At 59.3% G+C, this 25,236-nt stretch carries 20 protein-coding genes; 13 read left to right on the top strand and 7 right to left on the bottom strand.

Annotation, left to right across the window (positions count from 1 at the left end; translation table 11 throughout):
• Nucleotides 1–149: 149 nt before the first annotated feature.
• Nucleotides 150–2,891 (bottom strand): aconitate hydratase AcnA, encoded by a 2,742-nt coding sequence (acnA, locus tag BK670_RS17045; RefSeq protein ID WP_123451314.1) that lies wholly within the window; start codon nucleotides 2,889–2,891, stop codon nucleotides 150–152.
• A gap of 221 nt (nucleotides 2,892–3,112) precedes the next feature.
• Here acnA and rlmM point away from each other — a divergent pair, with 221 nt between their 5' ends.
• On the top strand, nucleotides 3,113–4,186 hold the full coding sequence (gene rlmM, locus BK670_RS17040) for a 23S rRNA (cytidine(2498)-2'-O)-methyltransferase RlmM (protein WP_123451312.1): 1,074 nt from the start codon (nucleotides 3,113–3,115) through the stop codon (nucleotides 4,184–4,186).
• 165 nt (nucleotides 4,187–4,351) lie between these two features.
• Complete coding sequence (gene tusA / locus BK670_RS17035; protein WP_007910424.1) at nucleotides 4,352–4,603, top strand: sulfurtransferase TusA; 252 nt, start codon at nucleotides 4,352–4,354, stop codon at nucleotides 4,601–4,603.
• Nucleotides 4,604–4,738: 135 nt separating this feature from the next.
• Here tusA and BK670_RS17030 read toward each other — a convergent pair whose 3' ends face one another.
• Nucleotides 4,739–6,148, bottom strand: a complete 1,410-nt coding sequence (locus BK670_RS17030) for an MATE family efflux transporter (RefSeq protein ID WP_123451310.1) — start codon at nucleotides 6,146–6,148, stop codon at nucleotides 4,739–4,741.
• 159 nt (nucleotides 6,149–6,307) lie between these two features.
• Here BK670_RS17030 and pdxB point away from each other — a divergent pair, with 159 nt between their 5' ends.
• On the top strand, nucleotides 6,308–7,450 hold the full coding sequence (gene pdxB, locus BK670_RS17025) for a 4-phosphoerythronate dehydrogenase PdxB (RefSeq protein WP_123451308.1): 1,143 nt from the start codon (nucleotides 6,308–6,310) through the stop codon (nucleotides 7,448–7,450).
• 169 nt (nucleotides 7,451–7,619) lie between these two features.
• Here pdxB and BK670_RS17020 read toward each other — a convergent pair whose 3' ends face one another.
• Nucleotides 7,620–7,799, bottom strand: coding sequence for a PA1571 family protein (locus tag BK670_RS17020; protein WP_123451306.1), 180 nt, complete (start codon nucleotides 7,797–7,799; stop codon nucleotides 7,620–7,622).
• Nucleotides 7,800–8,056: 257 nt separating this feature from the next.
• On the opposite strand from BK670_RS17020, the gene BK670_RS17015 reads away from it, so the two are divergent.
• The gene (locus BK670_RS17015; RefSeq protein WP_123451304.1) at nucleotides 8,057–9,835 is read left to right on the top strand and encodes an ABC transporter transmembrane domain-containing protein; all 1,779 of its coding nucleotides are present in this window, start codon (nucleotides 8,057–8,059) and stop codon (nucleotides 9,833–9,835) included.
• A gap of 138 nt (nucleotides 9,836–9,973) precedes the next feature.
• Here BK670_RS17015 and BK670_RS17010 read toward each other — a convergent pair whose 3' ends face one another.
• Complete coding sequence (locus BK670_RS17010; RefSeq protein WP_123451303.1) at nucleotides 9,974–11,902, bottom strand: transglycosylase SLT domain-containing protein; 1,929 nt, start codon at nucleotides 11,900–11,902, stop codon at nucleotides 9,974–9,976.
• Between the two features lie 214 nt (nucleotides 11,903–12,116).
• Here BK670_RS17010 and BK670_RS17005 point away from each other — a divergent pair, with 214 nt between their 5' ends.
• Nucleotides 12,117–14,039, top strand: coding sequence for an ATP-binding cassette domain-containing protein (locus tag BK670_RS17005; protein WP_123451301.1), 1,923 nt, complete (start codon nucleotides 12,117–12,119; stop codon nucleotides 14,037–14,039).
• A gap of 70 nt (nucleotides 14,040–14,109) precedes the next feature.
• Here the strand turns inward: BK670_RS17005 and BK670_RS17000 are convergent, their stop codons facing one another.
• On the bottom strand, nucleotides 14,110–14,547 hold the full coding sequence (locus BK670_RS17000; protein WP_123451299.1) for a universal stress protein: 438 nt from the start codon (nucleotides 14,545–14,547) through the stop codon (nucleotides 14,110–14,112).
• Between the two features lie 103 nt (nucleotides 14,548–14,650).
• Between BK670_RS17000 and BK670_RS16995 the strand changes: the two genes are divergently transcribed.
• From BK670_RS16995 to BK670_RS16960, 7 genes are all read left to right on the top strand, one after another.
• A complete protein-coding gene (locus BK670_RS16995) occupies nucleotides 14,651–15,088 on the top strand; it encodes a hypothetical protein (protein ID WP_123451297.1) in 438 nt (145 codons plus the stop codon).
• Nucleotides 15,089–15,605: 517 nt separating this feature from the next.
• Entirely contained in the window at nucleotides 15,606–17,753 is a 2,148-nt protein-coding gene (gene fadB, locus BK670_RS16985; RefSeq protein ID WP_123451295.1) for a fatty acid oxidation complex subunit alpha FadB, read from the top strand.
• Nucleotides 17,754–17,782: 29 nt separating this feature from the next.
• Nucleotides 17,783–18,958, top strand: coding sequence for an acetyl-CoA C-acyltransferase FadA (gene fadA / locus BK670_RS16980; protein WP_007910465.1), 1,176 nt, complete (start codon nucleotides 17,783–17,785; stop codon nucleotides 18,956–18,958).
• A 99-nt stretch (nucleotides 18,959–19,057) separates the two neighbouring features.
• On the top strand, nucleotides 19,058–19,294 hold the full coding sequence (locus BK670_RS16975) for a DUF1653 domain-containing protein (RefSeq protein ID WP_007961814.1): 237 nt from the start codon (nucleotides 19,058–19,060) through the stop codon (nucleotides 19,292–19,294).
• Nucleotides 19,295–19,408: 114 nt separating this feature from the next.
• Nucleotides 19,409–22,039 (top strand): type I DNA topoisomerase, encoded by a 2,631-nt coding sequence (topA, locus tag BK670_RS16970; RefSeq protein ID WP_123451292.1) that lies wholly within the window; start codon nucleotides 19,409–19,411, stop codon nucleotides 22,037–22,039.
• Nucleotides 22,040–22,182: 143 nt separating this feature from the next.
• Complete coding sequence (locus BK670_RS16965) at nucleotides 22,183–22,707, top strand: DUF6586 family protein (protein WP_007910470.1); 525 nt, start codon at nucleotides 22,183–22,185, stop codon at nucleotides 22,705–22,707.
• A 106-nt stretch (nucleotides 22,708–22,813) separates the two neighbouring features.
• Nucleotides 22,814–23,047 carry a hypothetical protein gene (locus BK670_RS16960; RefSeq protein ID WP_003226592.1) on the top strand — a complete coding sequence of 78 codons (234 nt, stop codon included), beginning with the start codon at nucleotides 22,814–22,816 and terminating at the stop codon, nucleotides 23,045–23,047.
• A 93-nt stretch (nucleotides 23,048–23,140) separates the two neighbouring features.
• On the opposite strand, the gene sulA is transcribed toward BK670_RS16960, so the two are convergent.
• A complete protein-coding gene (sulA, locus tag BK670_RS16955) occupies nucleotides 23,141–23,614 on the bottom strand; it encodes an SOS-induced cell division inhibitor SulA (protein ID WP_123451290.1) in 474 nt (157 codons plus the stop codon).
• An 11-nt stretch (nucleotides 23,615–23,625) separates the two neighbouring features.
• Nucleotides 23,626–24,234 carry a transcriptional repressor LexA gene (lexA, locus tag BK670_RS16950; protein WP_003226590.1) on the bottom strand — a complete coding sequence of 203 codons (609 nt, stop codon included), beginning with the start codon at nucleotides 24,232–24,234 and terminating at the stop codon, nucleotides 23,626–23,628.
• A gap of 229 nt (nucleotides 24,235–24,463) precedes the next feature.
• Here lexA and BK670_RS16945 point away from each other — a divergent pair, with 229 nt between their 5' ends.
• Nucleotides 24,464–25,171, top strand: a complete 708-nt coding sequence (locus BK670_RS16945; RefSeq protein ID WP_123451288.1) for a TetR/AcrR family transcriptional regulator — start codon at nucleotides 24,464–24,466, stop codon at nucleotides 25,169–25,171.
• The last annotated feature ends 65 nt before the right edge of the window (nucleotides 25,172–25,236 follow it).

The raw sequence follows: 25,236 nt of genomic DNA, 5'->3' as shown, positions 1-25,236 counted from the left end.
CGATAATGGTCTTGGGAAAAACCCGCTTCGGCGGGTTTTTTTTCGCCTGCATGTAGGAGCTGCCGCAGGCTGCGATCTTTTGATTTTGCTTTTAAAAGCCAAAGGTCAAAAGATCGCAGCCTGCGGCAGCTCCTACACTGGTTTGTGAGTTACGAGGCGATCAACTGCCGCAGGACGTAATGCAAAATCCCGCCCGACTTGAAGTACTCCACCTCATTCAACGTATCGATCCGGCACAGCACCTCGATCTTCTCTTGGCGCCCGTCCTCACGGGTAATCACCAGCGGCAGATTCATCCGCGGTGTCAGCTCGACCCCGGTCAGACCCAGAATCTCAAACGTTTCCTTGCCGGTCAGGTTGAGGCTCTTGCGGTTCTGATCAAGCTTGAACTGCAGCGGCAGCACACCCATGCCCACCAGGTTGGAACGGTGAATCCGCTCGAAGCTTTCGGCGATCACCGCTTTGACCCCCAGCAGATTGGTGCCTTTCGCCGCCCAGTCACGGCTGGAGCCGGTGCCGTACTCTTGCCCGGCAATCACCACCAGTGGCGTTCCCGAAGCCTGGTACTTCATCGCTGCATCGTAGATCGCCAGTTTCTCGCCAGTGGGAATGTAGATCGTGTTGCCACCTTCTTCGCCACCGAGCATTTCATTGCGGATGCGGATATTGGCAAAGGTGCCACGCATCATCACTTCATGATTGCCGCGCCGTGAGCCGTAGGAGTTGAAGTCCCGTGGCTCGACGCCTTTTTCGCGCAGATAACGCCCGGCCGGGCTGTCAGCCTTGATGTTGCCGGCGGGGGAGATGTGATCGGTGGTGACCGAATCACCGAGCAGGGCCAGCACCCGTGCACCTTTGACATCTTGGATTTCCGGCAGCGGCCCGGAAATATCATCGAAAAACGGTGGATGCTGAATGTAGGTCGAATTGTCCTGCCACACATACGTTGCCGCTTGTGGCACCTCGATCGCCTGCCACTGCTCATCCCCGGCAAACACTTCGGCGTATTCCTTGTGGAACATCGCCGTGTTGACCTGACTCACCGCGTCGGCGATCTCTTTACTCGATGGCCAGATATCGCGCAGGTACACCGGGTTGCCTTGCGGGTCCTCGCCCAGCGGTTCGCTGCTGATGTCGCTGCGCACGCTGCCGGCCAGGGCGTAGGCGACCACCAGCGGTGGTGAGGCCAGCCAGTTGGTTTTCACCAGCGGATGTACGCGGCCTTCAAAGTTACGGTTGCCGGATAGCACCGATGCCACGGTCAGGTCGGCTTTCTGGATAGCTTTCTCGATCGGCTCCGGCAGCGGCCCGGAGTTGCCGATGCAGGTGGTGCAGCCGTAACCGACCAGGGAAAAGCCGAGCTGATCAAGATATTGCGTCAGCCCCGCAGCCTTGTAGTAGTCGGTGACCACTTTCGAACCCGGTGCCAGCGAGCTCTTGACCCACGGTTTGCGCGTCAGGCCTTTCTCCACGGCTTTTTTCGCCAGCAGGCCGGCGGCCATCATCACGCTCGGATTGGAGGTGTTGGTGCAAGAGGTGATCGCGGCGATCACTACCGCGCCGTTTTTCAGGCGATAGGTGTGGCCTTCGTATTCGTATTCGGTTTCGCCGACCAGATCGGCATTGCCCACCGCAACGCCGCCACCGCCCTCACTCTCCAGGCGCCCTTCTTCCTTACTGGTGGGTTTGAATTGCAGATCGATGAAGTCGCTGAAGGCTTGCGGAACATTCGGCAGCGAGACGCGATCCTGCGGGCGCTTTGGCCCTGCAAGGCTGGCTTCGACGCTGCCCATGTCCAGCGCGAGGCTGTCGGTAAATACCGGCTCTTGACCGGGCAGACGCCACAAGCCTTGAGCCTTGGTGTACGCCTCGACCAGTTTCACCACTTCCGGCGGTCGGCCGGACAGGCGCAAATATTCCAGAGTCACGTCATCGACCGGGAAGAAGCCGCACGTCGCGCCATATTCCGGGGCCATGTTGGCGATGGTCGCGCGGTCGGCCAGCGGTAGATCAGCGAGACCGTCGCCGTAGAACTCGACGAATTTGCCGACCACGCCTTTCTTGCGCAGCATTTGCGTGACGGTCAGCACCAAGTCGGTGGCGGTGATGCCTTCCTTGAGTTTGCCGGTCAGCTTGAAGCCGATCACTTCCGGAATCAGCATTGACACCGGTTGCCCGAGCATCGCCGCTTCCGCCTCGATCCCGCCGACGCCCCAGCCGAGTACGCCGAGGCCGTTGATCATGGTGGTGTGCGAATCGGTGCCGACCAGCGTGTCCGGGAATGCGTAAGTGCGGCCGTCCTCAACCTTGGTCCACACGGTGCGGCCGAGGTATTCGAGGTTGACCTGATGGCAGATGCCGGTGCCCGGCGGCACCACGCTGAAATTGTCAAAAGCGCTCTGGCCCCAACGCAGGAAGGCGTAACGTTCGCCGTTGCGCTGCATTTCGATGTCGACGTTCTGCTCGAACGCGCTGGCGGTGGCGAACTTGTCGACCATCACCGAGTGGTCGATTACCAGATCCACCGGTGACAACGGATTGATTCGCTGCGGATCGCCGCCGGCCTTGGCCATCGCTGCGCGCATGGCGGCGAGGTCGACCACGGCGGGCACGCCGGTGAAGTCCTGCATCAATACGCGGGCAGGGCGGTACTGGATTTCGCGGTCGGAGCGGCGCTCCTTGAGCCAGGCGGCAATCGCCTTGAGGTCGGCGCCGGTGACCGTTTTTTCGTCTTCCCAGCGCAGCAGGTTTTCCAGCAGGACTTTCAGCGACATGGGCAGCTTGTCGAGATCGCCCAGGCTTTTGGCGGCATCCGGCAAACTGAAATAGTGGTAGGTCTTGTCGTCGATTTGCAGGGTTTTGAGCGTTTTCAGACTATCGAGGGACGGCATTACAATCACTCCTTTGAATCCGCACGGCTACGGATCGGGGGACGAATAGAGCTTTAAACCTAGCCCTGTTTTAGGTAGCTGGCTAATAACTGGACTCTATGAGCGGAACCAAGGTTCCGACATCGGCTATCATGCGCCGGTTTTCGTGACAGGCGTTGCTTCAACGCAAGGCCTGAGCATCGCGCAGCGGCCGAATGATCGCCCGCTGCCCAGGAGTAAGAATGAACACCCTATTCATGCATTGCCGGCCAGGCTTCGAAGGCGAAGTCTGTTCGGAGATTTCCGACCTCGCCGCCCAACTCAACGTGGCCGGCTACGCCAAGGCCAAAGCGGCCACTGCGTGTGCCGAGTTTGTCTGCACCGAAGAAGACGGCGCCGAGCGCCTGATGCGCGGTCAGCGTTTCGCCGAACTGATCTTCCCGCGCCAATGGGCGCGCGGGGTTTTCATCGATCTGCCGGAAACCGATCGTATCAGCGTGATCCTCGCGCACATGGCCGACTTCCCGGTGTGCGGCAGCCTGTGGCTGGAGGTGGTCGACACCAACGACGGTAAGGAACTGTCGAACTTCTGCAAGAAATTCGAAGGCCCGTTGCGCAAGGCGCTGACCGGCGCCGGCAAATTGGTGGATGACGCGAACAAGCCGCGCCTGCTACTGACCTTCAAGAGCGGTCGTGAGGTGTTTCTGGGTATGGCCGATGCCGGTAACTCGGCGATGTGGCCAATGGGCATTCCGCGTCTGAAGTTCCCGCGTGAAGCGCCAAGCCGCTCGACGCTGAAACTGGAAGAGGCCTGGCACCACTTTATCCCGCGTGATCAGTGGGAAGATCGTCTGCACAGCGACATGACCGGTGTTGACCTCGGCGCCGCGCCGGGCGGCTGGACCTGGCAACTGGTCAATCGCGGCATGCTGGTGACTGCCATCGACAACGGTCCGATGGCCGAAAGCCTGATGGACACCGGTCTGGTTCAGCATTTGATGGCCGACGGTTTCACCTTCAAGCCCAAGCAACCGGTGGACTGGATGGTCTGCGACATCGTCGAGAAACCGGCGCGTAACGCCGCGATGCTGGAAGAGTGGATCGGCGAGGGGCATTGCCGCGAGGCAGTGGTCAACCTGAAGTTGCCGATGAAGCAGCGTTACGCCGAAGTGAAGCGCTTGCTCGAGCGCATTGCCGATGGTTTCAAGGCGCGCGGGATCAAGGTCGATATCGGTTGCAAACAGCTGTATCACGACCGCGAGGAAGTAACCTGCCACTTGCGTCGTCACGACACCAAGAAGCCCAAATCACGCTGACACAACACATAACCCCTGTAGGAGCTGCCGCAGGCTGCGATCTTTTGATCTTAAAAAGCAAAGATCGCAGCCTGCGGCAGCTCCTACACAGGGTGTGGCGTAACTCCACAGATGACCGAATACCCGGCAATGCGCGACAATGCCGGCCAGTTTCAGGAGTGAATCATGAGTGAAATGATCGATACCCCGGTCGACGGCACCCTCGACGCCACCGGCCTCAATTGTCCGGAACCGGTGATGATGCTGCACCAGCACATCCGTGATCTGGTGCCCGGCGGCCTGCTCAAGGTGATCGCCACCGACCCCTCGACCAAACGCGATATCCCCAAGTTCTGCGTGTTTCTCGACCATGAACTGGTGAGCCAGCACGAAGAGGCCGGTACTTACCTGTACTGGATCCGCAAGAAACACGCGTAACAGCGGCTACACCCAAAACAATTGTGGGAGCCAGCCTGCTGGCGATAGCGGTAGTCGATTCAACATTGCTGTTGACTGACTGTCCGCCATCGCCAGCAGGCTGGCTCCCACATTTTTTTGTCTTGCGTTAGGGGCTCAACCTGCCGAGCGACTGATCCGAATACGCTTGCGCGCACTGCGCGTCAGGCGGATCGACAGCATCAGCGCCGCACAGCTCAGGCCAACGATCAGACCTTGCCACAAGCCGCTCGGGCCGCGTGGCTCACCGAGCCAGTCGGTCAGGCCGAGGGCGTAACCCACCGGCAAACCAATGCCCCAATAGGCAAACAGGGTCAGGATCATCGTCACCCGCGTGTCCTGATAGCCACGCAGCGCGCCTGCAGCGGTGACCTGGATCGCGTCGGAAAACTGAAACAGCGCCGAATACACAATCAGCATCGCCGCAATGTGAATCACCGTCGGGTCAGCGGTGTAGATCGCCGCAATCGGCTCACGCAGCATCAGCATCATGCTCGCCGACAGGCAGGCGTAGGCCAGCGCGGTGCCCATGCCGACGCCCGCGGCAAAGCGTGCTTCACGTGGCTCTTCGCGGCCCAATGCCTGACCGACGCGCACGGTAACGGCCATGCCCAGCGAGTAGGGAATCATGAACACCAGCGAGCTGACGTTGAGTGCAATCTGGTGCCCGGCCACTACGGTGGCGCCAAGGCTGCCGATCAACAGGGCGATCACGGCAAAAATGCTCGACTCGGCGAACACGGCGATGCCGATTGGCAGGCCAATCGTCAACAGACGCTTGATCACCGCCCATTGTGGCCAGTCGAAACGGCTGAAGATTTCGCTCGAACGATAGGCCGGCGCCCAGCGTTCATAACCGGCCAGCCCCAGTGCCATCACCCACATCACGATGGCCGTGGCCCAACCGCAACCGACGCCGCCCATCGCCGGCACACCGAAGTGGCCATAGATGAAGATGTAGTTCAGCGGAATGTTCAGCGCCAGACCGCACAGGCCCAGCACCATGGCCGGGCGGGTACGACCGATGCCGTCACTGGTGCAGCGCAGCACGTGATAGAACGCCACTGCCGGCAAGCCGCTGGCGATGCCATGCAGGTATTGCATGCACGGGCCGATCAGCTCGGGATCGACGTTCATCAAATGCAGCACCGGCTCGGCGGCCACCAGCATGGCGGTGGCGATCAGTCCGACCACCAGCGCCAGCCACAGCGCCTGCCGCACTAGCGGGCCGATTTCGCTATGGGTACCGGCGCCGAAACGTTGGGCGACTTTCGGTGTGGTTGCCAGCAGAGTGCCGGTCATCAGCAGGAACACCGGCACCCAGATCGAGTTGCCCAGTGCCACGGCGGCCAGATCCTTCGGCCCGACGCGGCCAGCCATTACCGCATCGACGAAGCCCATGGCCGTGGTCGCCAGTTGCGCGATGATGATCGGCAACGCCAGGGCGAGCAGGTTCTTGAACTCCAGGCGAATCCGCGCGGGGCGGGTGAGGGAGACGGCGACAGGTTGATCAGTTACAGAATTCACGGGCAAAACGTCCACAGGTGTTGATGCGCAAGGCGCCGCATTCTACGCCGCTGACGCCTTGGTCAGGAAAAATCCTCTGTTGCGGATTTGTAAGCGCAAAGCTTGCTGGCCCGGCGACCGATCTGCACCTAAACTGCCGATCCGCCAAAGGAGCCCGCCATGCTGATTGTTGCCGACGAAAATATCCCGCTGCTCGATGCCTTTTTTGCCGGTTTCGGCGAAATCCGTCGGGTGCCGGGCCGTTCCATCGACCGAGCGACGGTCGAGCAGGCCGACGTGTTACTCGTGCGCTCGGTGACCAAGGTCAACCGCGCGTTGCTGGAGGGCAGCAAGGTGCGCTTCGTCGGCACCTGCACCATCGGGACTGATCATCTGGATCTCGACTACTTCAATGAGGCCGGCATCACCTGGTCGAGTGCACCCGGCTGCAATGCCCGGGGCGTGGTCGATTACGTGCTGGGCAGTCTGATGACCCTCGCCGAAATCGAAGGTGTCGATCTCACCCAGCGGACTTACGGTGTCGTTGGCGCCGGTGAGGTGGGAGGGCGCCTGATCAAGGTTCTGAAAGGGTTGGGCTGGAACGTCAAAGTCTGCGATCCGCCGCGTCAGGCTGCCGAGGGCGGCGATTACGTGAGCCTGGAGCAAATCATCGAGCAATGCGACGTGATCAGTCTGCATACGCCGCTCACACGCAGTGGCACCGGTGCGACCTGGCATTTGTTTGATCAGCAGCGTTTGCAGCAACTCAAGCCCGGTGCGTGGCTGATCAACGCGGCGCGGGGTCCGGTGGTGGATAACGCCGCGCTGCGCGAAGTGCTGCTGGAGCGTGAAGACCTGCAAGCCGTCCTCGATGTCTGGGAGGCCGAGCCTGAGGTTGACGTGACGCTGGCCGAACTTTGCGTACTGGCCACGCCGCACATTGCCGGTTACAGCCTCGACGGGAAACAGCGCGGAACGGCGCAGATTTATCAGGCTTACTGCGCATTCATCGGCCAGCCAGCAAGCATTCAACTCAGTGAGCTGCTGCCGGCGCCGTGGTTGTCGCAAGTGACCCTGCATGGCGACAGCGATCCGGCCTGGGCGCTGGCGATGTTGTGCCGGGGCGTGTACGACCCGCGCCGCGATGATGCGGATTTTCGCCGCAGCCTTGTAGGTAATGTCGGCGAGCAGCGGGCGGCGTTCGATGTGTTGCGCAAACAGTATCCAGTGCGGCGCGAGATTGAAGGGCTGAAGGTGCGGATTGAAGGGGATTCGCCGGCGTTGGCGAGGATTGTGGCGGCGCTGGGGGCGGTGGCTGTCTAGCACCCGAGTTGGCCCCTTCGCGAGCAGGCTCGTTCCCACTGGGGATTCTCAGTGAATGAGAGATCCATGTGGGAGCGAACCTGCTCGCGAAGGTCGCGCCAAAAGTCCACGGATCTGCAGGCAGAAAAAACCCGGCCAAAGGGGCCGGGTCAGGAAGACGGTGGCTTTATCACTTTTGTTCGACAGGCTTGACCAAGCGCTTGTCCAGCTCGCGGCACGCGTCCTGGATCATGTCTTCAGTGATCGGTACTTCACGCCCATCCTTATCGATAATCGAGCAACCCAGAGGTTGGCCGGGCTTGGTGCGGATCACTTCAATCTTGTCTTCGCTGCTGTGTTGCAAGGACATGGCCTGTCTCCTCATCAGGTTGTTTACCCAGATTAAAACCGCCACATGACCAGGCTGTGACAGCGCCTGTCGATCCGTCATGAGCGGCCATTCCAGTCCAACAGAAATGACCGTTCGTCTCAACCTTGACGTTAGACCGATAGCAACTATGGCCTAGTCTTTGGGGGCATATTTAACCTGACTCATTGTGATTTACAGAGTTCCACCCCCAAAGAAGGTTTACGCTAGCCCTTTCATCAACACGGATGTGTACCTGAATGACCCCGAAGCTTTCTTCACGACACCGTCGCGCGCTGCGTCTGACCAGTCGATTTCTGGCCCCTTACCGCTGGCAAGTCATCGCTGCGCTGCTGGCGCTGATCGTCACCGCCGCCGTCACGTTGTCGATGGGGCAGGGGATCAAACTGTTGGTCGACCGTGGCTTCATGACCCAGTCGCCGCACCAGCTCAACCAGAGCATCGGTATCTTCATGCTGATGGTGCTGGGTTTGGCCGTTGGCACTTTTGCCCGGTTCTACTGGGTGTCGTGGATCGGCGAGCGCTGCGTGGCCGACATCCGCCGCGAGGTGTTCAACCATCTGGTCTATCTGCACCCCGGCTTTTACGAGAACAACCGCAGTTCGGAGATCCAGTCGCGGCTGACTGCCGACACGACGCTGTTGCAATCGGTGATCGGCTCGTCGCTGTCGATGTTCCTGCGCAACCTGTTGATGGTGATTGGCGGTGTCATCCTGCTGTTTGTCACCAATGCCAAACTCACCAGCATCGTGGTGATTGCCTTGCCCTTCGTGGTCGCGCCGATCCTGATTTTCGGCCGGCGCGTGCGCAATCTGTCGCGGCTGAGCCAGGACCGGGTCGCCGATATTGGCAGCTACGTGTCGGAAACCCTCGGCCAGATCAAAACCGTGCAGGCCTACAACCACCAGGTCCAGGATGAGCGGCGTTTCGCGACAACGGTCGAAGACGCGTTCGACACCGCGCGCAAACGCATCTTTCAGCGCTCATGGATGATCACCATGGTGATCGTGCTGGTGCTCGGCGCAGTGGCGGTGATGTTGTGGGTCGGTGGCATGGACGTGATCGCCGGGCGCATCACCGGTGGCGAACTGGCTGCGTTTGTCTTTTACAGCCTGATTGTCGGCAGTGCCATTGGCACCTTGAGCGAAGTGATTGGCGAACTGCAGCGCGCGGCCGGAGCCGCCGAGCGCATCGCTGAATTGTTGGGTTCGGAAAATATCATCCAGCCGCCCACCACCGGGCTGGTGACTCTGCCGGAGCGCGTGCGGGGTGAATTGCAATTGCAGGACGTGCGCTTTTCCTACCCATCGCGTCCTGAAAGCTACGCGGTCAATGGCTTGAATCTGACCATTCGGGCCGGCGAGACGCTGGCGCTGGTGGGGCCGTCCGGCGCCGGCAAGTCCACGGTGTATGACTTGCTCTTGCGTTTTTATGACCCGTTGGAAGGACAAATCCTCATCGATGGTGTGCCGCTGACCCGTCTCGACCCGCTGGACCTGCGCCGTCACTTTGCGTTGGTATCGCAGTCACCCGCGCTGTTTTTTGGCAGCGTTGAAGAGAACATTCGTTACGGCAATCCGGGGGCGACGCTGGAGCAGGTCAAGGACGCGGCAAAAATTGCTCATGCTCACGACTTCATCGAGAAAATGCCCAACGGTTACCAGACCCATCTCGGCGATGGTGGACTCGGTCTTTCCGGTGGTCAGCGTCAGCGTCTGGCGATCGCTCGGGCGTTGCTGGTCGACGCACCGATCCTGCTGCTGGACGAAGCCACCAGTGCCCTTGATGCGCAGAGTGAGCATCTGATTCAGGAAGCGCTGCCGAGCCTGATGCAGAACCGCACCACGCTGGTGATCGCGCATCGACTGGCCACAGTTAAAAACGCTGACCGGATTGCGGTGATGGATCAGGGCAAGCTTGTGGCCATCGGTACCCATCAGGAACTGATTGCCAGCAATCCGCTGTATGCGCGGTTGGCGGCGTTGCAGTTCAATGATGGTCACGCGGTGGCTGTGTAGGAGCTGCCGGAGGCTGCGATCTTTTGATGTAAAAATGCCCGCATGAAAATGCGGGCATTTTTGTTTGAATCAGAATCAAAAAGATCGTCCGAACGCGGCCCGAACCTTCGGCAGCTCCTACTTAACCGGCGTTACCGGTTACTGATCATCAAAATACCGCTCATGCCAGTCCACCAGCGGCTGTGGCGAGTTGAGCTTCTGGCCATAGATTACCGAGTACGACAACACGTTCTGCACATACTGGCGGGTTTCATCGAACGGGATGCTTTCCACCCAGACGTCGAAGCTCAGATGATCGGCGCCCCGCAGCCATTGACGCACGCGTCCCGGGCCGGCGTTGTAGGCTGCTGAGGCGAGGACACGGTTGCCGTTGAACTGACTGTGCACCTGGCTCAGGTAAGCGGCGCCAAGCTGGATGTTCTTGTCCGGATCGAGCACCTGCTGCGGTGAGGCCAGCGGGATGCTGAACTTGCGCGCGGTTTCCTTGGCGGTGCCGGGCATCAACTGCATCAGGCCACTGGCGCCGACGCCGGAACGGGCGTCGTCCATGAAGGCGCTTTCCTGACGGGTGATGGCAAACACCCAACTGGAATGCAGGCCACGGACCTTGGCTTCACGCACGAGCGTTTCGCGGTGGGCCATCGGGAAGCGGATATCCAGATCGTCCCAGTATTGCGCCTGACTGATGGTGCGGATCGCCGGGAAATACCATTTCAGGTCGTAAGCGAGTTTGGCCTGGGCAACCATTTCATCGCGATTGAAATGGCGGCTGACGTGATACCACTCGCGACGACCGTCGACGATCTGCCCGCGGGCATGGAATTCCAGCGCGCGGCGTACGCCCGGCGTGTTGCGCACTTTGTTGATCAGCGCCTGGCTCAGCACCAATGGCTTGTTGTTGAGCGAGTAGGGCGACTGCGAGCGGTCAGCGGCGAGGAAACCGTAGAAGTCCCGTTCCCGCGCCAGGTTTTTGTACAGGGTTTGCGCTTGCGGGTTCTGCGGCTGGGCCAGTTCAAGGCTACGCGCCTGCCAGTAGCGCCAGCGGTTGGTGGTGGCCAGGTCTTGCGGGAGACGCTTGGTCAGTTCGTATGCGTCGTCCCAGCGAGCGAGGCGCAGCAATAGGCGCAAACGCCATTCCGAGACGGTGTTGTCGCGCAACTCCGGGTCGTATTTGGTCATCACGTCTAGCGCGCGGCTGTCGAAACGGCGAGCGAGGGTCAGGCCGATTTCCCGGGCAATCGCGACTTTTTCGTCACGGGAGAAATGCATGCTGCTGGCGTAACCGTCGAGCAGGGCCATGGCCTTGTCCGGATCCTGACGTGCCAGTCGGCGCAGGCCGAGGCTGACCACATCGGACATCGGCTCATCGGCCGGGGTGAAGCGCGAAGGCTGATTCAGCAACTCCGGTTTTTGCGCCACATCCACCAGCAAACGACCGCGTGGGGCGAGGGTGGTCAGGCCGTTGACCAGGCTGTTGGCCAGTGGATAGTTGCGTGTCTGCGCGGCGAGTTTGGTGCGCTCCCAGCGTTTTTGTTCGGTGAGCTGGCCGTCGGCGGCCCAGATGCCGAACAGCGCGTCACACGCGGCGGGTTGCGATTTGCCGGTCAGCCACAGTTTGTCAGCGTTGGCGTAACCCTCGGCCTTGTGTCCGCTGCTGATCTGGTACTGCGCATTCAGGCAGTCCAGTTCAGTGAAATTGAGTTTCGGGTCGTAATATTTAACGAAGGTTGCCCAGTCGCCACGGTCGGCGAGCCAGCGCAACCAGCGCAGTTTCATCCAGTTGGCCTGGGGCAGGTCGCCGTGTTCGGCGAGGAACTTCTCGATTTCCGCATTGCTCGCGGTTTTCAACCGCGCGGTCAGTTCGTCGTAGGCCAGGTACGGTTCCAGCGGGTAATCGGCCAAGGCCTGGCTGTAACGGAAATACGGGCCGGTATCGCCCTTGGCCAGGGCGCGCTTGGCTTCATCGTAATACTGACGTTGGGTGGACAGGTCCACCGCCTGGGCGGATTGAGCGGCAGCGGCGGTAAGTAGCAAGCAGGACAAGACACTGAAAAGGCGACTGCGCATGAGACATCCGGGCAGAGAAATCATGACAAGTGCCGACCTCGATCAGCACTGAATTGTCTGTAGCTTAGCCTTTTGCCAGCAAGCGGCGAAAGCTTTGCGGGCCTCGCAGCACAAGTTCGCAACAATTGTTATGCAGAGTGCATCGACAGACAAATTGCCGGCCTGCTGAAGCCCTAACTCAGGTAGAATGCGCGCCCGGTTTTTGGAGAAGCTCATGACCCTGCTCAAATTCAGCGATGTGTCCCTTGCGTTCGGCGCTATGCCGTTGTTGGACAAGGTGTCCTGGCAGATCGCCCGTGGTGAGCGGGTGTGCATCATCGGCCGCAACGGCACTGGCAAGTCCAGCATGATGAAACTGGTCAAGGGCGACCAGAAGCCCGATGACGGCTCGGTGTGGCGTGCCCCCGGTCTGAAAATCGGCGAATTGCCGCAAGAACTGCCGGTGGCCGACGAGCGGACCGTATTCGATGTGGTGGCTGAAGGCCTCGACGGCGTCGGTGCGTTGCTCGCCGAATACCATCACCTGAGCCAGAACATTGTCACCGACGCCGATCTGGACAAGCTGATGCACGTTCAGCACGACCTCGAAGCCCGTGATGGCTGGCGCTTGCAGACCCTCGTCGACAGCACCCTGAGCCGCCTGCAACTGCCGGCCGACAAGACCCTCGCCGAACTGTCCGGCGGCTGGCGTCGTCGCGTGTTGCTGGCGCAGGCGCTGGTGTCCGAGCCGGATCTGCTGCTGCTCGACGAACCGACCAACCACCTGGACATCGGTGCGATTGCCTGGCTCGAAGAAGCCCTGAAAGATTTCCAGGGCGCCGTGCTGTTCATCACGCACGACCGTTCCTTCCTGCAAAACCTGGCCACGCGCATCCTCGAACTGGATCGTGGCGGCCTGATCGACTGGAACGGCGACTACGCCAGTTTCCTCGTGCACAAAGAAGCCGCGCTGGCCGCTGAAGAAACTGCCAACGCGCTGTTCGATAAGCGTCTGGCCCAGGAAGAAGTGTGGATCCGTCAAGGCATCAAGGCCCGGCGTACCCGTAACGAAGGTCGCGTCCGCGCCCTGAAAGCCCTGCGCGTTGAGCGCAGCGAGCGTCGTGAGCGCACCGGCAAGGCCAACATTCAACTGGAAACCGCCGACAAGTCCGGCAAGCAGGTGATGGTGCTCGAAGATGTGAGCTTTGCGCATCCGGGCGGGCCGTTCCTGATCAAGGACTTCTCGATGGTCCTGCAGCGCGGCGACCGTATCGGTCTGCTCGGCGCCAACGGTACCGGCAAGACCACCCTGCTGAAACTGATGCTCAGCGGTCTGCAACCGACCAGCGGCAAAGTGGAAGAGGGCACGCGGATCGACGTGGCCTACTTCGACCAGTTGCGTCATCAGCTGGATCTGGAAAAGACCGTGATCGACAACGTCGCCGAAGGTCGCGACTTCATCGATATCGACGGCCAGAGCCGTCACGTGCTGAGTTACCTCGGCGACTTCCTGTTCAGCCCGCAGCGTGCTCGTACGCCGGTCAAGGCGCTGTCCGGTGGTGAGCGTGCACGTCTGTTGCTGGCCAAACTGTTCAGCAAGCCGGCGAACCTGCTGGTCCTCGACGAACCGACCAACGACCTCGACGTGGAAACTCTCGAACTGCTCGAAGAAGTGCTGCTGACCTTCAACGGCACCGTGCTGATGGTCAGCCACGACCGGGCATTCCTCGACAACGTGGTCACCAGCACCCTGGTCTTCGAAGGTGAAGGCAAGGTGCGTGAATACGTCGGCGGCTATCAGGACTGGATCCGTCAGGGCGGCTCACCGCGCCTGTTGGGCGTGACTGAAAGCAAATCGGGCAAGGCTGACCTGAATTCGGCTGTGGTCACCGCTGAGCCTGCTGTGGTTGCTGCGCCTGCCGCTGCAGCCCCGGCTGCCAAGAAAAAGCTGAGCTACAAACTGCAGCGCGAGCTGGAAGCATTGCCGGGCGATATCGACGCCAAGGAACAGCAGATCGCTGCGGTAGAAGCCGAAATGGCTGAAGGCGGTTTCTATCAACGTCCGCCGGCAGAAACGGCCAAGGTGATTGCTTCGCTGGAGCAGTTGCAGGCTGAGCTGGATGCGCTGGTGGAGCGTTGGGCCGAGCTGGATGCCTGATTGATCCGGTAACGAAAAAGCCCGGCCTCATTTGCGTGAGGCCGGGCTTTTTGTAGGAGCTGCCGAAGGATCAGCGTTTGACCAGGTGTACCGCCAATACATCGCATGGCGCGCCGTGCAGTACGTCGTTCGCGGTCGAGCCGAGCAACAGCGCCAGACCATGACGGCCATGGCTGCCGACCACGATCAGATCGCAGGTGTTTTCCTTGGCGAAATGATGGATTTCCTGGCGTGGCTGGCCATAGGTCAGGTGGCAGTTGGCACCTTCAAGTTCTGCATATTTGGCTTTCAAGCGCTCAAGTCGTTCCTTGGCCTGATCGAACTGCTGCTGTTGCAGTTGTGACAGATCCATCGGCACGTCGCCGCCGAACGCCATGGCCATCGGTTCGACGATATGCACCAGCGACAGCTTGGCGCCATTGCTCGTCGACAGCTCGCGGGCGCGGTGAATCACAGGGTCGCACTCTTCGGTCAGGTCTACGGCGACCAGGATATGGGTGTAGGGCATGAGGTGCTCCTCGTGACGGTTCGATATTGTTAAGTATGGCTGGTTTCAAGCGTATTGGTTCCAAAGTGACACAATGCGCTCACCAAGAATTGGGAATAGAGATATGACGGTCTGGTTAGTGGTGTCAATCCTGCTGGTGGTTTTAAGTCCCCTGGCGTGGTTACGCCCATCGCGTGCGCAAAGCGGTCGCATCGCGCTGCGCATGGAGGCTCGACGCATGGGGCTGGCCATGCAGCTGGCACCTCAGGAGTGGCCGCACTGGCTGGCACAGGAGCCGCCGAACCCGTGTGCGCAATATCATCGGCCGCGCCGCGGTAAAGAACCTGCCTGCTGGACTTACTGGCAGAAAACACCGGGTGTGTGGGTCAATCAGTGGCAGGAAGTCTGTGAGGACCGTGCGCTGCTCAATCATTTCGAAAAGTTGCCGGGCAACGTCTTCAAGATCGAGGCCGACAAGCAGATGATCGCCTTGTACTGGGGCGAGAAGGGCGAAGCCACGGTTTTGCAGGATATCGACGCGACTCTGAAAGCGCTGGCGTAACGCGCGGACTTTTCGCACTGCAACGGTGTGAAACGTCCGGCAGACGCGCAATAAAAAGCCCGACATGATTCATCGGGCGGGGTGGCCAGGCAGGCCGGAAACCTTTTTTTATGCTGACGGGGTCGGCACATCTCTCGGTAGTCCACCCAGCGTAGCCCTTTAAACAAGGGCTGCCGCGAATTAGGGCGACTTTTCTAACTATTGATTCTATGAATGGCTTCACATGCAGACGCGTGTTGCGGGTCTTCGTCTTACAGAAATGACCGCAAAGTCGCATTTCAACCCGTATTTTGGGCGATTGACAATTGTCGGAAATTCCGTAAAGGTGACGTACCCAAATCAAACGGGCGTATGAATTGAGCGTTTGTCTTACAGACCGCTCCTACAGAATCCCGACTATCGCGTTGGCGGGTGTGCCGGGTGGATTGGCGTTAGCATCGACGAAAAAGCGTCCTGCCGAGCCATTCGCCTGCGTCCGACGTGTACTGTTCAGCTTCCATATCGTGGAGATCAGTTGATGATTTACGAAGGTAAAGCCATCACGGTTAAAGCTCTTGAAAGTGGCATCGTCGAATTGAAATTCGACCTCAAGGGTGAGTCCGTCAACAAGTTCAACCGTCTAACCCTGAACGAACTGCGTCAGGCCGTAGACACCATCAAGGCAGATGCTTCGATCAAGGGCGTGATCGTCAGCAGTGGCAAGGACGTGTTCATCGTCGGCGCCGACATCACCGAATTTGTCGACAACTTCAAGCTGCCGGATGCCGAGCTGGTTGCTGGCAATCTCGAAGCCAACAAGATCTTCAGCGATTTCGAAGACCTCAACGTCCCGACCGTAGCGGCCATCAACGGCATCGCGCTGGGCGGTGGTCTGGAAATGTGCCTGGCGGCTGACTATCGCGTCATGTCGACCAAGGCCAAGATCGGTCTGCCGGAAGTCAAACTGGGCATCTACCCAGGTTTCGGCGGCACCGTGCGTCTGCCGCGTCTGATCGGTGTCGACAACGCCATCGAGTGGATTGCCGCTGGTAAGGAAAACCGCCCTGAAGACGCCCTGAAAGTCAGCGCCGTCGACGCCGTAGTTGCTCCAGAGAAGCTGCAGGAAGCTGCCCTTGAACTGATCAAGCGCGCCATCTCCGGCGAGTTCGACTTCAAGGCCAAGCGTCAGCCGAAACTTGAAAAACTCAAATTGAACGCCATTGAACAGATGATGGCTTTCGAAACCGCCAAAGGTTTCGTCGCCGGTCAAGCTGGCCCGAACTACCCGGCGCCGGTTGAAGCGATCAAGACCATCCAGAAAGCCGCAAACTTCGGTCGTGACAAGGCGCTGGAAGTCGAAGCCGCCGGTTTCGTCAAGCTGGCCAAGACCTCTGCCGCGCAAAGCTTGATCGGTCTGTTCCTGAACGATCAGGAACTGAAGAAAAAGGCCAAGGCCTACGACGAAATCGCCAAAGACGTGAAGCAGGCAGCCGTACTCGGCGCCGGCATCATGGGTGGCGGTATCGCTTATCAGTCGGCTTCCAAAGGTACGCCGATCCTGATGAAGGACATCAACGAGCACGGTATCGAGCAGGGTCTGGCTGAAGCCGCCAAACTGCTGGTTGGCCGCGTTGATAAAGGTCGCATGACCGCTGCGAAAATGGCTGAAGTGCTCAACGGCATTCGTCCGACCCTGTCCTACGGCGACTTCGGTCACGTTGACCTGGTGGTTGAAGCAGTTGTCGAGAACCCGAAGGTCAAGCAAGCCGTGCTGGCTGAAGTCGAAGCGCAGGTCAAAGAGGACACCATCCTCGCGTCCAACACCTCGACCATTTCCATCAGTTTGCTGGCCAAGGCCCTCAAGCGTCCGGAAAACTTCGTCGGCATGCACTTCTTCAACCCGGTGCACATGATGCCGCTGGTGGAAGTGATCCGTGGCGAGAAGTCCAGCGAACTGGCCGTTGCCACCACCGTTGCCTACGCCAAGAAAATGGGCAAGAACCCAATCGTGGTCAATGACTGCCCGGGCTTCCTCGTTAACCGCGTACTGTTCCCGTACTTCGGCGGTTTCGCCAAGCTGGTCAGCGCCGGTGTGGACTTCGTCCGTATCGACAAGGTCATGGAAAAATTCGGCTGGCCGATGGGCCCGGCATACCTGATGGACGTGGTCGGCATCGACACCGGTCACCACGGTCGTGACGTGATGGCTGAAGGTTTCCCGGACCGCATGAAGGATGACCGTCGTTCGGCCATCGACGTGCTGTACGAAGCCAAGCGCCTGGGTCAGAAGAACGGCAAGGGCTTCTACGCCTACGAGGCCGACAAGAAAGGCAAGCAGAAGAAAGTAGCCGATCCATCGGTGCTGGAAGTGCTCAAGCCGATCGTTTACGAGCAGCGCGAAGTCACTGACGAAGACATCATCAACTGGATGATGATCCCGCTGTGCCTGGAAACCGTGCGTTGCCTGGAAGACGGCATCGTTGAAACCGCCGCCGAAGCCGACATGGGTCTGGTCTACGGTATCGGTTTCCCTCCATTCCGTGGCGGTGCGCTGCGCTACATCGATTCGATCGGTGTTGCCGAGTTCGTTGCCCTGGCTGACCAGTACGCTGATTTGGGCGCGCTGTACCACCCGACCGCGAAGCTGCGCGAAATGGCCAAAAACGGCCAGAGCTTCTTCGGTTAAGCGCCCCCAACTAGAGTGAGAGTGAACTTATGAGCTTGAATCCTAGAGACGTCGTGATTGTCGACTTCGGTCGTACTCCGATGGGCCGCTCCAAGGGCGGCATGCACCGCAACACCCGCGCCGAAGACATGTCGGCGCACCTGATCAGCAAATTGCTGGAACGCAACGCCAAGGTCGATCCTGCAGAAGTCGAGGACGTGATCTGGGGCTGTGTGAACCAGACCCTGGAGCAGGGCTGGAACATCGCGCGCATGGCGTCGCTGATGACGCAGATCCCGCACACTTCGGCCGGCCAGACCGTCAGCCGTCTGTGCGGCTCGTCGATGAGCGCGCTGCACACCGCTGCGCAAGCGATCATGACCGGCAACGGTGACGTATTCGTGGTTGGCGGCGTCGAGCATATGGGTCACGTGAGCATGATGCACGGTGTCGATCCGAACCCGCACATGTCGCTGTACGCGGCGAAAGCCTCGGGCATGATGGGCCTGACCGCTGAAATGCTTGGCAAAATGCACGGCATCACTCGCGAGCAGCAGGACGCTTTCGGCGTGCGTTCCCACCAGTTGGCCCACAAGGCAACCGTGGAAGGCAAGTTCAAAGACGAAATCATCCCGATGCAGGGCTACGACGAGAACGGTTTCCTGAAACTGTTCGACTACGACGAAACCATTCGTCCGGAAACCACCCTGGAAAGTCTGGCGGCCCTCAAGCCTGCCTTCAATCCAAAGGGCGGCACCGTGACTGCTGGTACTTCGTCGCAGATCACCGATGGTGCCTCGTGCATGATCGTGATGTCGGCGCAGCGTGCGCAGGACCTGGGTATCCAGCCAATGGCGGTTATCCGTTCGATGGCAGTGGCGGGTGTGGATCCGGCGATCATGGGCTATGGTCCAGTTCCGGCGACACAAAAAGCCCTGAAGCGTGCGGGTCTTGGCATCAACGATATCGACTTCTTCGAACTCAACGAAGCTTTCGCCGCACAGGCCCTGCCAGTGCTGAAAGATTTGAAAGTGCTCGACAAGATGAACGAGAAGGTTAACCTGCACGGCGGCGCGATCGCCCTGGGTCACCCGTTCGGTTGCTCCGGTGCCCGTATTTCCGGCACCTTGCTGAACGTGATGAAGCAGAATAGCGGCACCTTCGGGGTGGCCACTATGTGCATTGGTCTCGGCCAAGGCATCTCCACCGTCTTCGAACGCGTTTAAGCGTCTCGTCGATGGAAGCCGGGGCCAAGTGCCCCGGTTTTTGTTTTTGTGGGTTTATTTTGTTTTTATTTTTGAAAAAATTTGAGTGAGGGCCGAAGCATGCCGATACAACCTGGGCTCTACCAACATTACAAAGGTCCGCAGTACCGCGTATTCAGTGTTGCGCGGCATTCCGAGACCGAAGAAGAAGTGGTCTTTTACCAAGCCCTGTATGGCGATTACGGCTTTTGGGTGCGCCCTCTGAGCATGTTTGTCGAGTCAGTCGAGGTTGACGGCGAGCAGGTGCCACGCTTTGCTTTGGTGCAAGCCGAACCGAGCCTTTTTTCCAAGGCATGAGGCGAGTGCGCACAGAACCCTGTGCTTGACCTCACCTTGTATCAACTATATATAGCGGTGCCGCGTCAGGCGCCAACCGCCTTTCACTTCTAGAATTCAGGAATTTTCTGATCCATGGGCAAATCGCTGGTCATTGTGGAATCCCCGGCTAAGGCCAAGACCATCAACAAGTATCTGGGTAACCAATACGTGGTGAAGTCGAGTATCGGCCATATCCGAGACCTGCCCACCAGCGGTTCGGCTAGCGCCAGCAAAGAGCCAGCCGCCAAGCGCGGCAAGGCTGCCGCGGGCGAAGGTCCGGTGCTCACGCCGAAAGAGAAAGCGCGCAAGCAGCTCGTCTCGCGTATGGGTGTCGATCCCGATCATGGCTGGAAAGCCCAGTACGAGATCCTCCCGGGTAAAGAGAAGGTCATCGAAGAGCTGCGCCGGCTCGCCAAGGATGCTGACACCATCTATCTCGCAACCGACTTGGATCGCGAGGGGGAAGCCATTGCCTGGCATCTGCGCGAAGCCATCGGTGGTGACGACAGCCGCTACAAGCGCGTGGTGTTCAACGAAATCACCAAGAAGGCGATTCAGGAAGCTTTCTCGGAACCGGGTGAGCTGGACATCGATCGCGTCAATGCTCAACAGGCGCGTCGCTTCCTCGACCGTGTTGTGGGTTACATGGTCTCGCCGCTGCTGTGGGCGAAGATTGCCCGTGGCCTGTCTGCCGGTCGTGTGCAATCGGTTGCCGTGAAGCTGGTGGTTGAGCGTGAGCGCGAAATCCGTGCGTTCAATCCGGAAGAGTACTGGGAAGTGCACGCCGATCTCGGCACCACCAAAGGCTCGACCGTGCGTTTCGAAGTAGCTCGCGAGAAAGGCGAAGCTTTCAAGCCGCTCAACGAAGCCCAGGCCATGGCCGCGCTGGAGAAGCTCAAGTCTTCCAGCTACAGCATCGTCAAGCGCGAAGACAAGCCGACCAGCAGCAAGCCTTCGGCGCCGTTCATCACGTCAACCCTGCAACAGGCTGCGAGCAACCGCCTGGGCTTCGGCGTGAAGAAAACCATGATGATGGCCCAGCGTCTGTACGAAGCCGGCTACATCACTTATATGCGTACCGACTCGACCAACCTCTCGGCTGATGCCGTGGCGATGGCGCGTACTTACATCGAAGACGAGTTCGGCAAGAAGTACCTGCCGGAAACGCCGAACGTCTACAGCAGCAAGGAAGGCGCACAAGAGGCTCACGAAGCGATTCGTCCTTCTGACGCCAACACCACGCCAAGCAAGCTGGCGGGTATGGAGCGTGACGCTGAGCGTCTCTATGAGCTGATCTGGCGTCAGTTCCTCGCTTGCCAGATGCTGCCGGCACAATACCTGTCGACCACCGTCAGTGTAGGCGCGGGTGACTTCGAGCTGCGCGCCAAGGGCCGTATCCTCAAGTTTGACGGTTACACCCGCGTCATGCCGCAGATTGCCAAGCCAGGTGACGACGACGTTCTGCCTGACATGGCGCAAGGCGACGTGATGAAACTGATCAAGCTCGATCCGTCGCAGCACTTCACCAAGCCACCGGCCCGTTACTCGGAAGCCAGTCTGGTTAAAGAAATGGAAAAGCGCGGTATCGGTCGTCCTTCGACGTACGCCGCGATCATTTCGACCATTCAGGATCGCGGTTACGTGACCCTGCACAACCGTCGTTTCTACTCGGAAAAGATGGGCGACATCGTCACCGAGCGTCTGTCGGAAAGCTTCTCGAACCTGATGGACTACGGTTTTACCGCCGGCATGGAAGAGAATCTCGATGACGTGGCGCAGGGCGAGCGCGACTGGAAAAACGTACTGGACGAGTTCTACGGCGATTTCAAAAAGAAACTCGAAGTAGCCGAAAACCCGGACAGCGGCATGCGTGCCAACCAGCCGGTCATGACCGATATTCCGTGCACCACTTGTGGTCGTCCGATGCAGATCCGTACCGCCTCGACCGGTGTGTTCCTCGGTTGCTCGGGCTACAGCCTGCCGCCGAAAGAACGCTGCAAGGCCACGGTCAACCTGGTGCCGGGCGATGAAATTGCCGCGGACGACGAGGGTGAGTCCGAGTCGCTGGTCCTGCGTGGCAAGCATCGTTGCCCGATCTGCAGTACGGCGATGGACGCTTACCTGCTCGACGAGAAGCGTAAGCTGCACATCTGCGGTAACAACCCGGATTGCGCCGGCTATGAAATCGAAGAAGGCAGCTATCGCATCAAGGGCTACGAAGGTCCGAGCCTGGAATGCGACAAGTGCGGCAGCGAGATGCAGCTCAAGACTGGCCGTTTCGGCAAGTTTTTCGGTTGCACCAACCCGACCTGCAAGAACACCCGCAAACTGCTGAAGAGCGGTGACGCGGCGCCGCCGAAGATGGACCCGGTGAAGATGCCTGAGCTGAAATGCGAAAAGGTCAACGACACCTACATCCTGCGCGACGGTGCGTCCGGTCTGTTCCTGGCGGCCAGCCAGTTCCCGAAAAACCGCGAGACCCGTGCTCCGCTGGTGATCGAGATTCTGCCGCACAAGGATGAGATCGATCCGAAGTACCACTTCCTGTGCGAAGCGCCGCAGAAGGATCCTGATGGTCTGCCAGCGGTGATCCGCTACAGCCGCAAGACCAAGGAGCAATACGTGCAGACCGAAGTCGACGGCAAGCCTACCGGTTGGAAGGCTTACTACGACGGGGGCAAGTGGACGGTTGAAGACAAGCGTACGAAGGCCAAGGCTGAGTAAGCATTAGCCTGAAACTGAAAGGCCGCATGAGCACCCTCGGGTTTTCATGCGGCCTTTTTGTTTTGTACTTGCGGTGTTATCGGCTGATCCACGACACTGTCCGGCCCGTGTGAAGCAATTATTTCGTAGTGGAGACTGCCGTCATGGCCCACGAACTCTATACCCGCACCAACCAGAAGATCTATTTCGCCGGCCTGTCGCTCGAAGCTCTGGCTCGTGCTGAAGAAGGGCGTGCGATGAATTCGCTGGCGTTGATTCAGGCTGGGCGTGAATCGGCGTTGTTTCACCTGTATGGCGCCTTGCTGGGGCTCTGTCATGAGATCGCTGGTTTCTATCGTCTGCCGCAGGCCAATGCACCGCGCGCCGAGATGCTGCTAACGCGCGAAGTCCTCGAGTCGATCGCGATTCCAGAGTTGGCCGAGATGGTCGAACTCGCGGGTAACTCTGAAACCTGGCTGGCAAAACTGCTGGCTGCGCACTCGGCGCTGTTTCAGCCGCCACGGGTGCCACACAAGCCCAAAGGGGATGTGACGCAACCGCTGATTCAGGCGATTAACCTGGATGAAGAGGAGGCGCCAGAAGAGTTGAGTCGAGAGGAGCTGGAGAGCTGGCGGCAGAATCTGAAAGGCTTGGCGATTCGCTTTCGCGAAGGCTTGAACGAGTGCTGAGGACGATTGACACGGTGGCAATCTGAAACATGCTGCTGGTCAAGATCTCGAGCGAAGCCTGAATGATGTCTATATAATCCCTGCCTTTCGTGGAGAACAGACCTTTATGCCAACGTCCTTTCTAGAAATTGTCGAGTTACCAGACGGCCGAATCGAGCTGCGCAGGGCTGAGGACGAGGGTTCTTTGGTGACGCTGGATTTCTCCGAGGATGCCAAGGCGTTCCTGCAAGGTCAGCATGTGGAAATCGCCAAAGCGATGTTGAGCGTCGGCGTGCAGATGGCCGGTCGAATGGTCGAAGGCGAGTTTGATAAGGAAGAGGGGCCGCGGGTTCTTCATTGATCCCCGCCTTTCTGCTTTTTGACGTGACCGCTTCAGATCGGCTTCTCTGTCCCTGGAGAAGCCCTGCGCTTCACACAGCGCGTATACCAACCATCAACCCAAACGAATGTTCAGGCTCTGAGCTTCGCCCGTGCGTGCGGCGCTGATCAGTTGTTGCCGCGAGTTGGCGTTTAGCGGATTGAGCCAGGTGACCACAGTGTGACTGCGACCCAGCCGTAGAGCTTCGCACGCCAGTTGCTGAGCGCTTTGGGCGCCCCGTGGTTGCAGTAGCAGAATACGTTCGCGGTTCAGGCCGGCATCCCGCAGCCAGGTCTGGGTCAGGCTGGCAGGTGGTGCGATCAATGTCAGCCAGCGCGCGTCCTGGTCTTCACTGAGCTCGCGAAGAATCGGGGCGAGCAGGCTCAGGCAGTTCCCGGCAGCACCACGCAGTGACAGCTCACTGAATACTTCGGGTTCGGCATTCCAGGGGCGTTCGACCACGTCTTTCAGGATCGGCGCCATCGGTTGCGCCAGAAACGCTTCGAATAAAGGCAGTTGTGTTTGCTGAGGGGTGTGTGGGAACTGCATAAAGCCTCCAATTAGCGGCGGATGACGCCGACACTCAAGCCTTCGATCACCAGTTCCTGATCTTTCAGGTCGACTTCGATAGGGGCGAACTCGGGGTTTTCGGCAATCAGCCAGACCTTGCTGCCTTCACGCTTGAAGCGTTTGACCGTCACTTCGTCGCCGATACGGGCAACGACGACCTGGCCATTACGTGCTTCGCGGGTGGTGTGCACGGCGAGGAGGTCACCGTCGAAAATGCCGATGTCCTTCATGCTCATGCCATGTACGCGCAAAAGATAGTCGGCGCGCGGATGGAAGAAGGCCGGGTTGATATTGCAGGACTCTTCGATGTGCTGCTGGGCGAGGATCGGCGCGCCGGCAGCAACCCGACCAATGATTGGCAGGGTAGAGTCGTCGGCCTTGGCTTCAAAGCCGGGTATGCGAATACCGCGAGAAGCGCCCGGTGTCATCTCGATGGCGCCTTTTCGGGCCAGTGCCTTGAGATGCTCTTCAGCCGCGTTCGGCGACTTGAAGCCCAGTTCCTGAGCGATTTCCGCACGGGTTGGCGGGTAGCCGTTGTCTTCTAGGCAGCGTTTGATAAAGGCCAGAATCTCGGCTTGGCGTGGCGTCAGCTTTAGCATATTGATCGCTCTGTCTTTTTATACAGTGACTGGGATTATATACAGTGAAGCGTCCTTGGCAATGCCCGTTTTTTTGCAGGCCGCCGGACGGTCAACAGGCTTGCTTATTAATGCATCGGTCTTGTGTGGTTAAATAGCTGACCGACCATTCCCAAAACGAACCGGCAGGCTTGACAAGGCACAGGCTGAAACGTATGTTTCAAACAAGTGTTTGTCAGGCGGAGTAGCCATGGCCCAGTCGGAAACCGTTGAACGCATTCTTGATGCTGCCGAGCAGTTGTTCGCGGAGAAAGGTTTCGCCGAAACCTCATTGCGTTTGATCACCAGCAAGGCCGGCGTCAACCTGGCAGCGGTGAACTATCACTTCGGCTCGAAAAAAGCGCTGATTCAAGCGGTTTTCTCGCGCTTCCTCGGCCCGTTCTGCATCAGCCTCGACAAAGAGCTGGAGCGACGTCAGGCCAAGCCTGAAAACAAGCCGACGCTTGAAGATCTGCTGGAAATCCTCGTCGAGCAAGCCCTCGTGGTCCAGCCGCGCAGTGGTAACGACCTGTCGATCTTCATGCGTCTGCTCGGCCTCGCGTTCAGCCAGAGCCAGGGCCACTTGCGCCGTTATCTGGAAGACATGTACGGCAAGGTGTTCCGTCGCTACATGCTGCTGGTCAATGAGGCTGCGCCACGCATTCCACCGATCGAGCTGTTCTGGCGTGTGCACTTCATGCTCGGCGCTGCGGCGTTCAGCATGTCTGGCATCAAGGCGTTGCGCGCGATCGCCGAGACCGATTTCGGCGTCAACACCTCCATTGAGCAAGTGATGCGCCTGATGGTGCCGTTCCTCGCTGCGGGCATGCGCGCCGAAACCGGCGTCACCGACGCCGCCATGGCCACAGCACAACTGCGTCCGCGCAGCAAATCAACGCCGGTCGCCGCCAAGGTTTAACCGCGCACGGGTGGGCGCGGCAGCTTGTATCCGCTAAGCTAGCCGCCCATGCCGACTCTCGTTCT

Source organism: Pseudomonas fluorescens, from assembly GCF_003732425.1.
GTDB lineage: Bacteria > Pseudomonadota > Gammaproteobacteria > Pseudomonadales > Pseudomonadaceae > Aquipseudomonas > Aquipseudomonas fluorescens_BE.
Note: the sequence above shows the minus strand (reverse complement) of the source record. Positions and strands in the feature narration are given on the sequence as shown.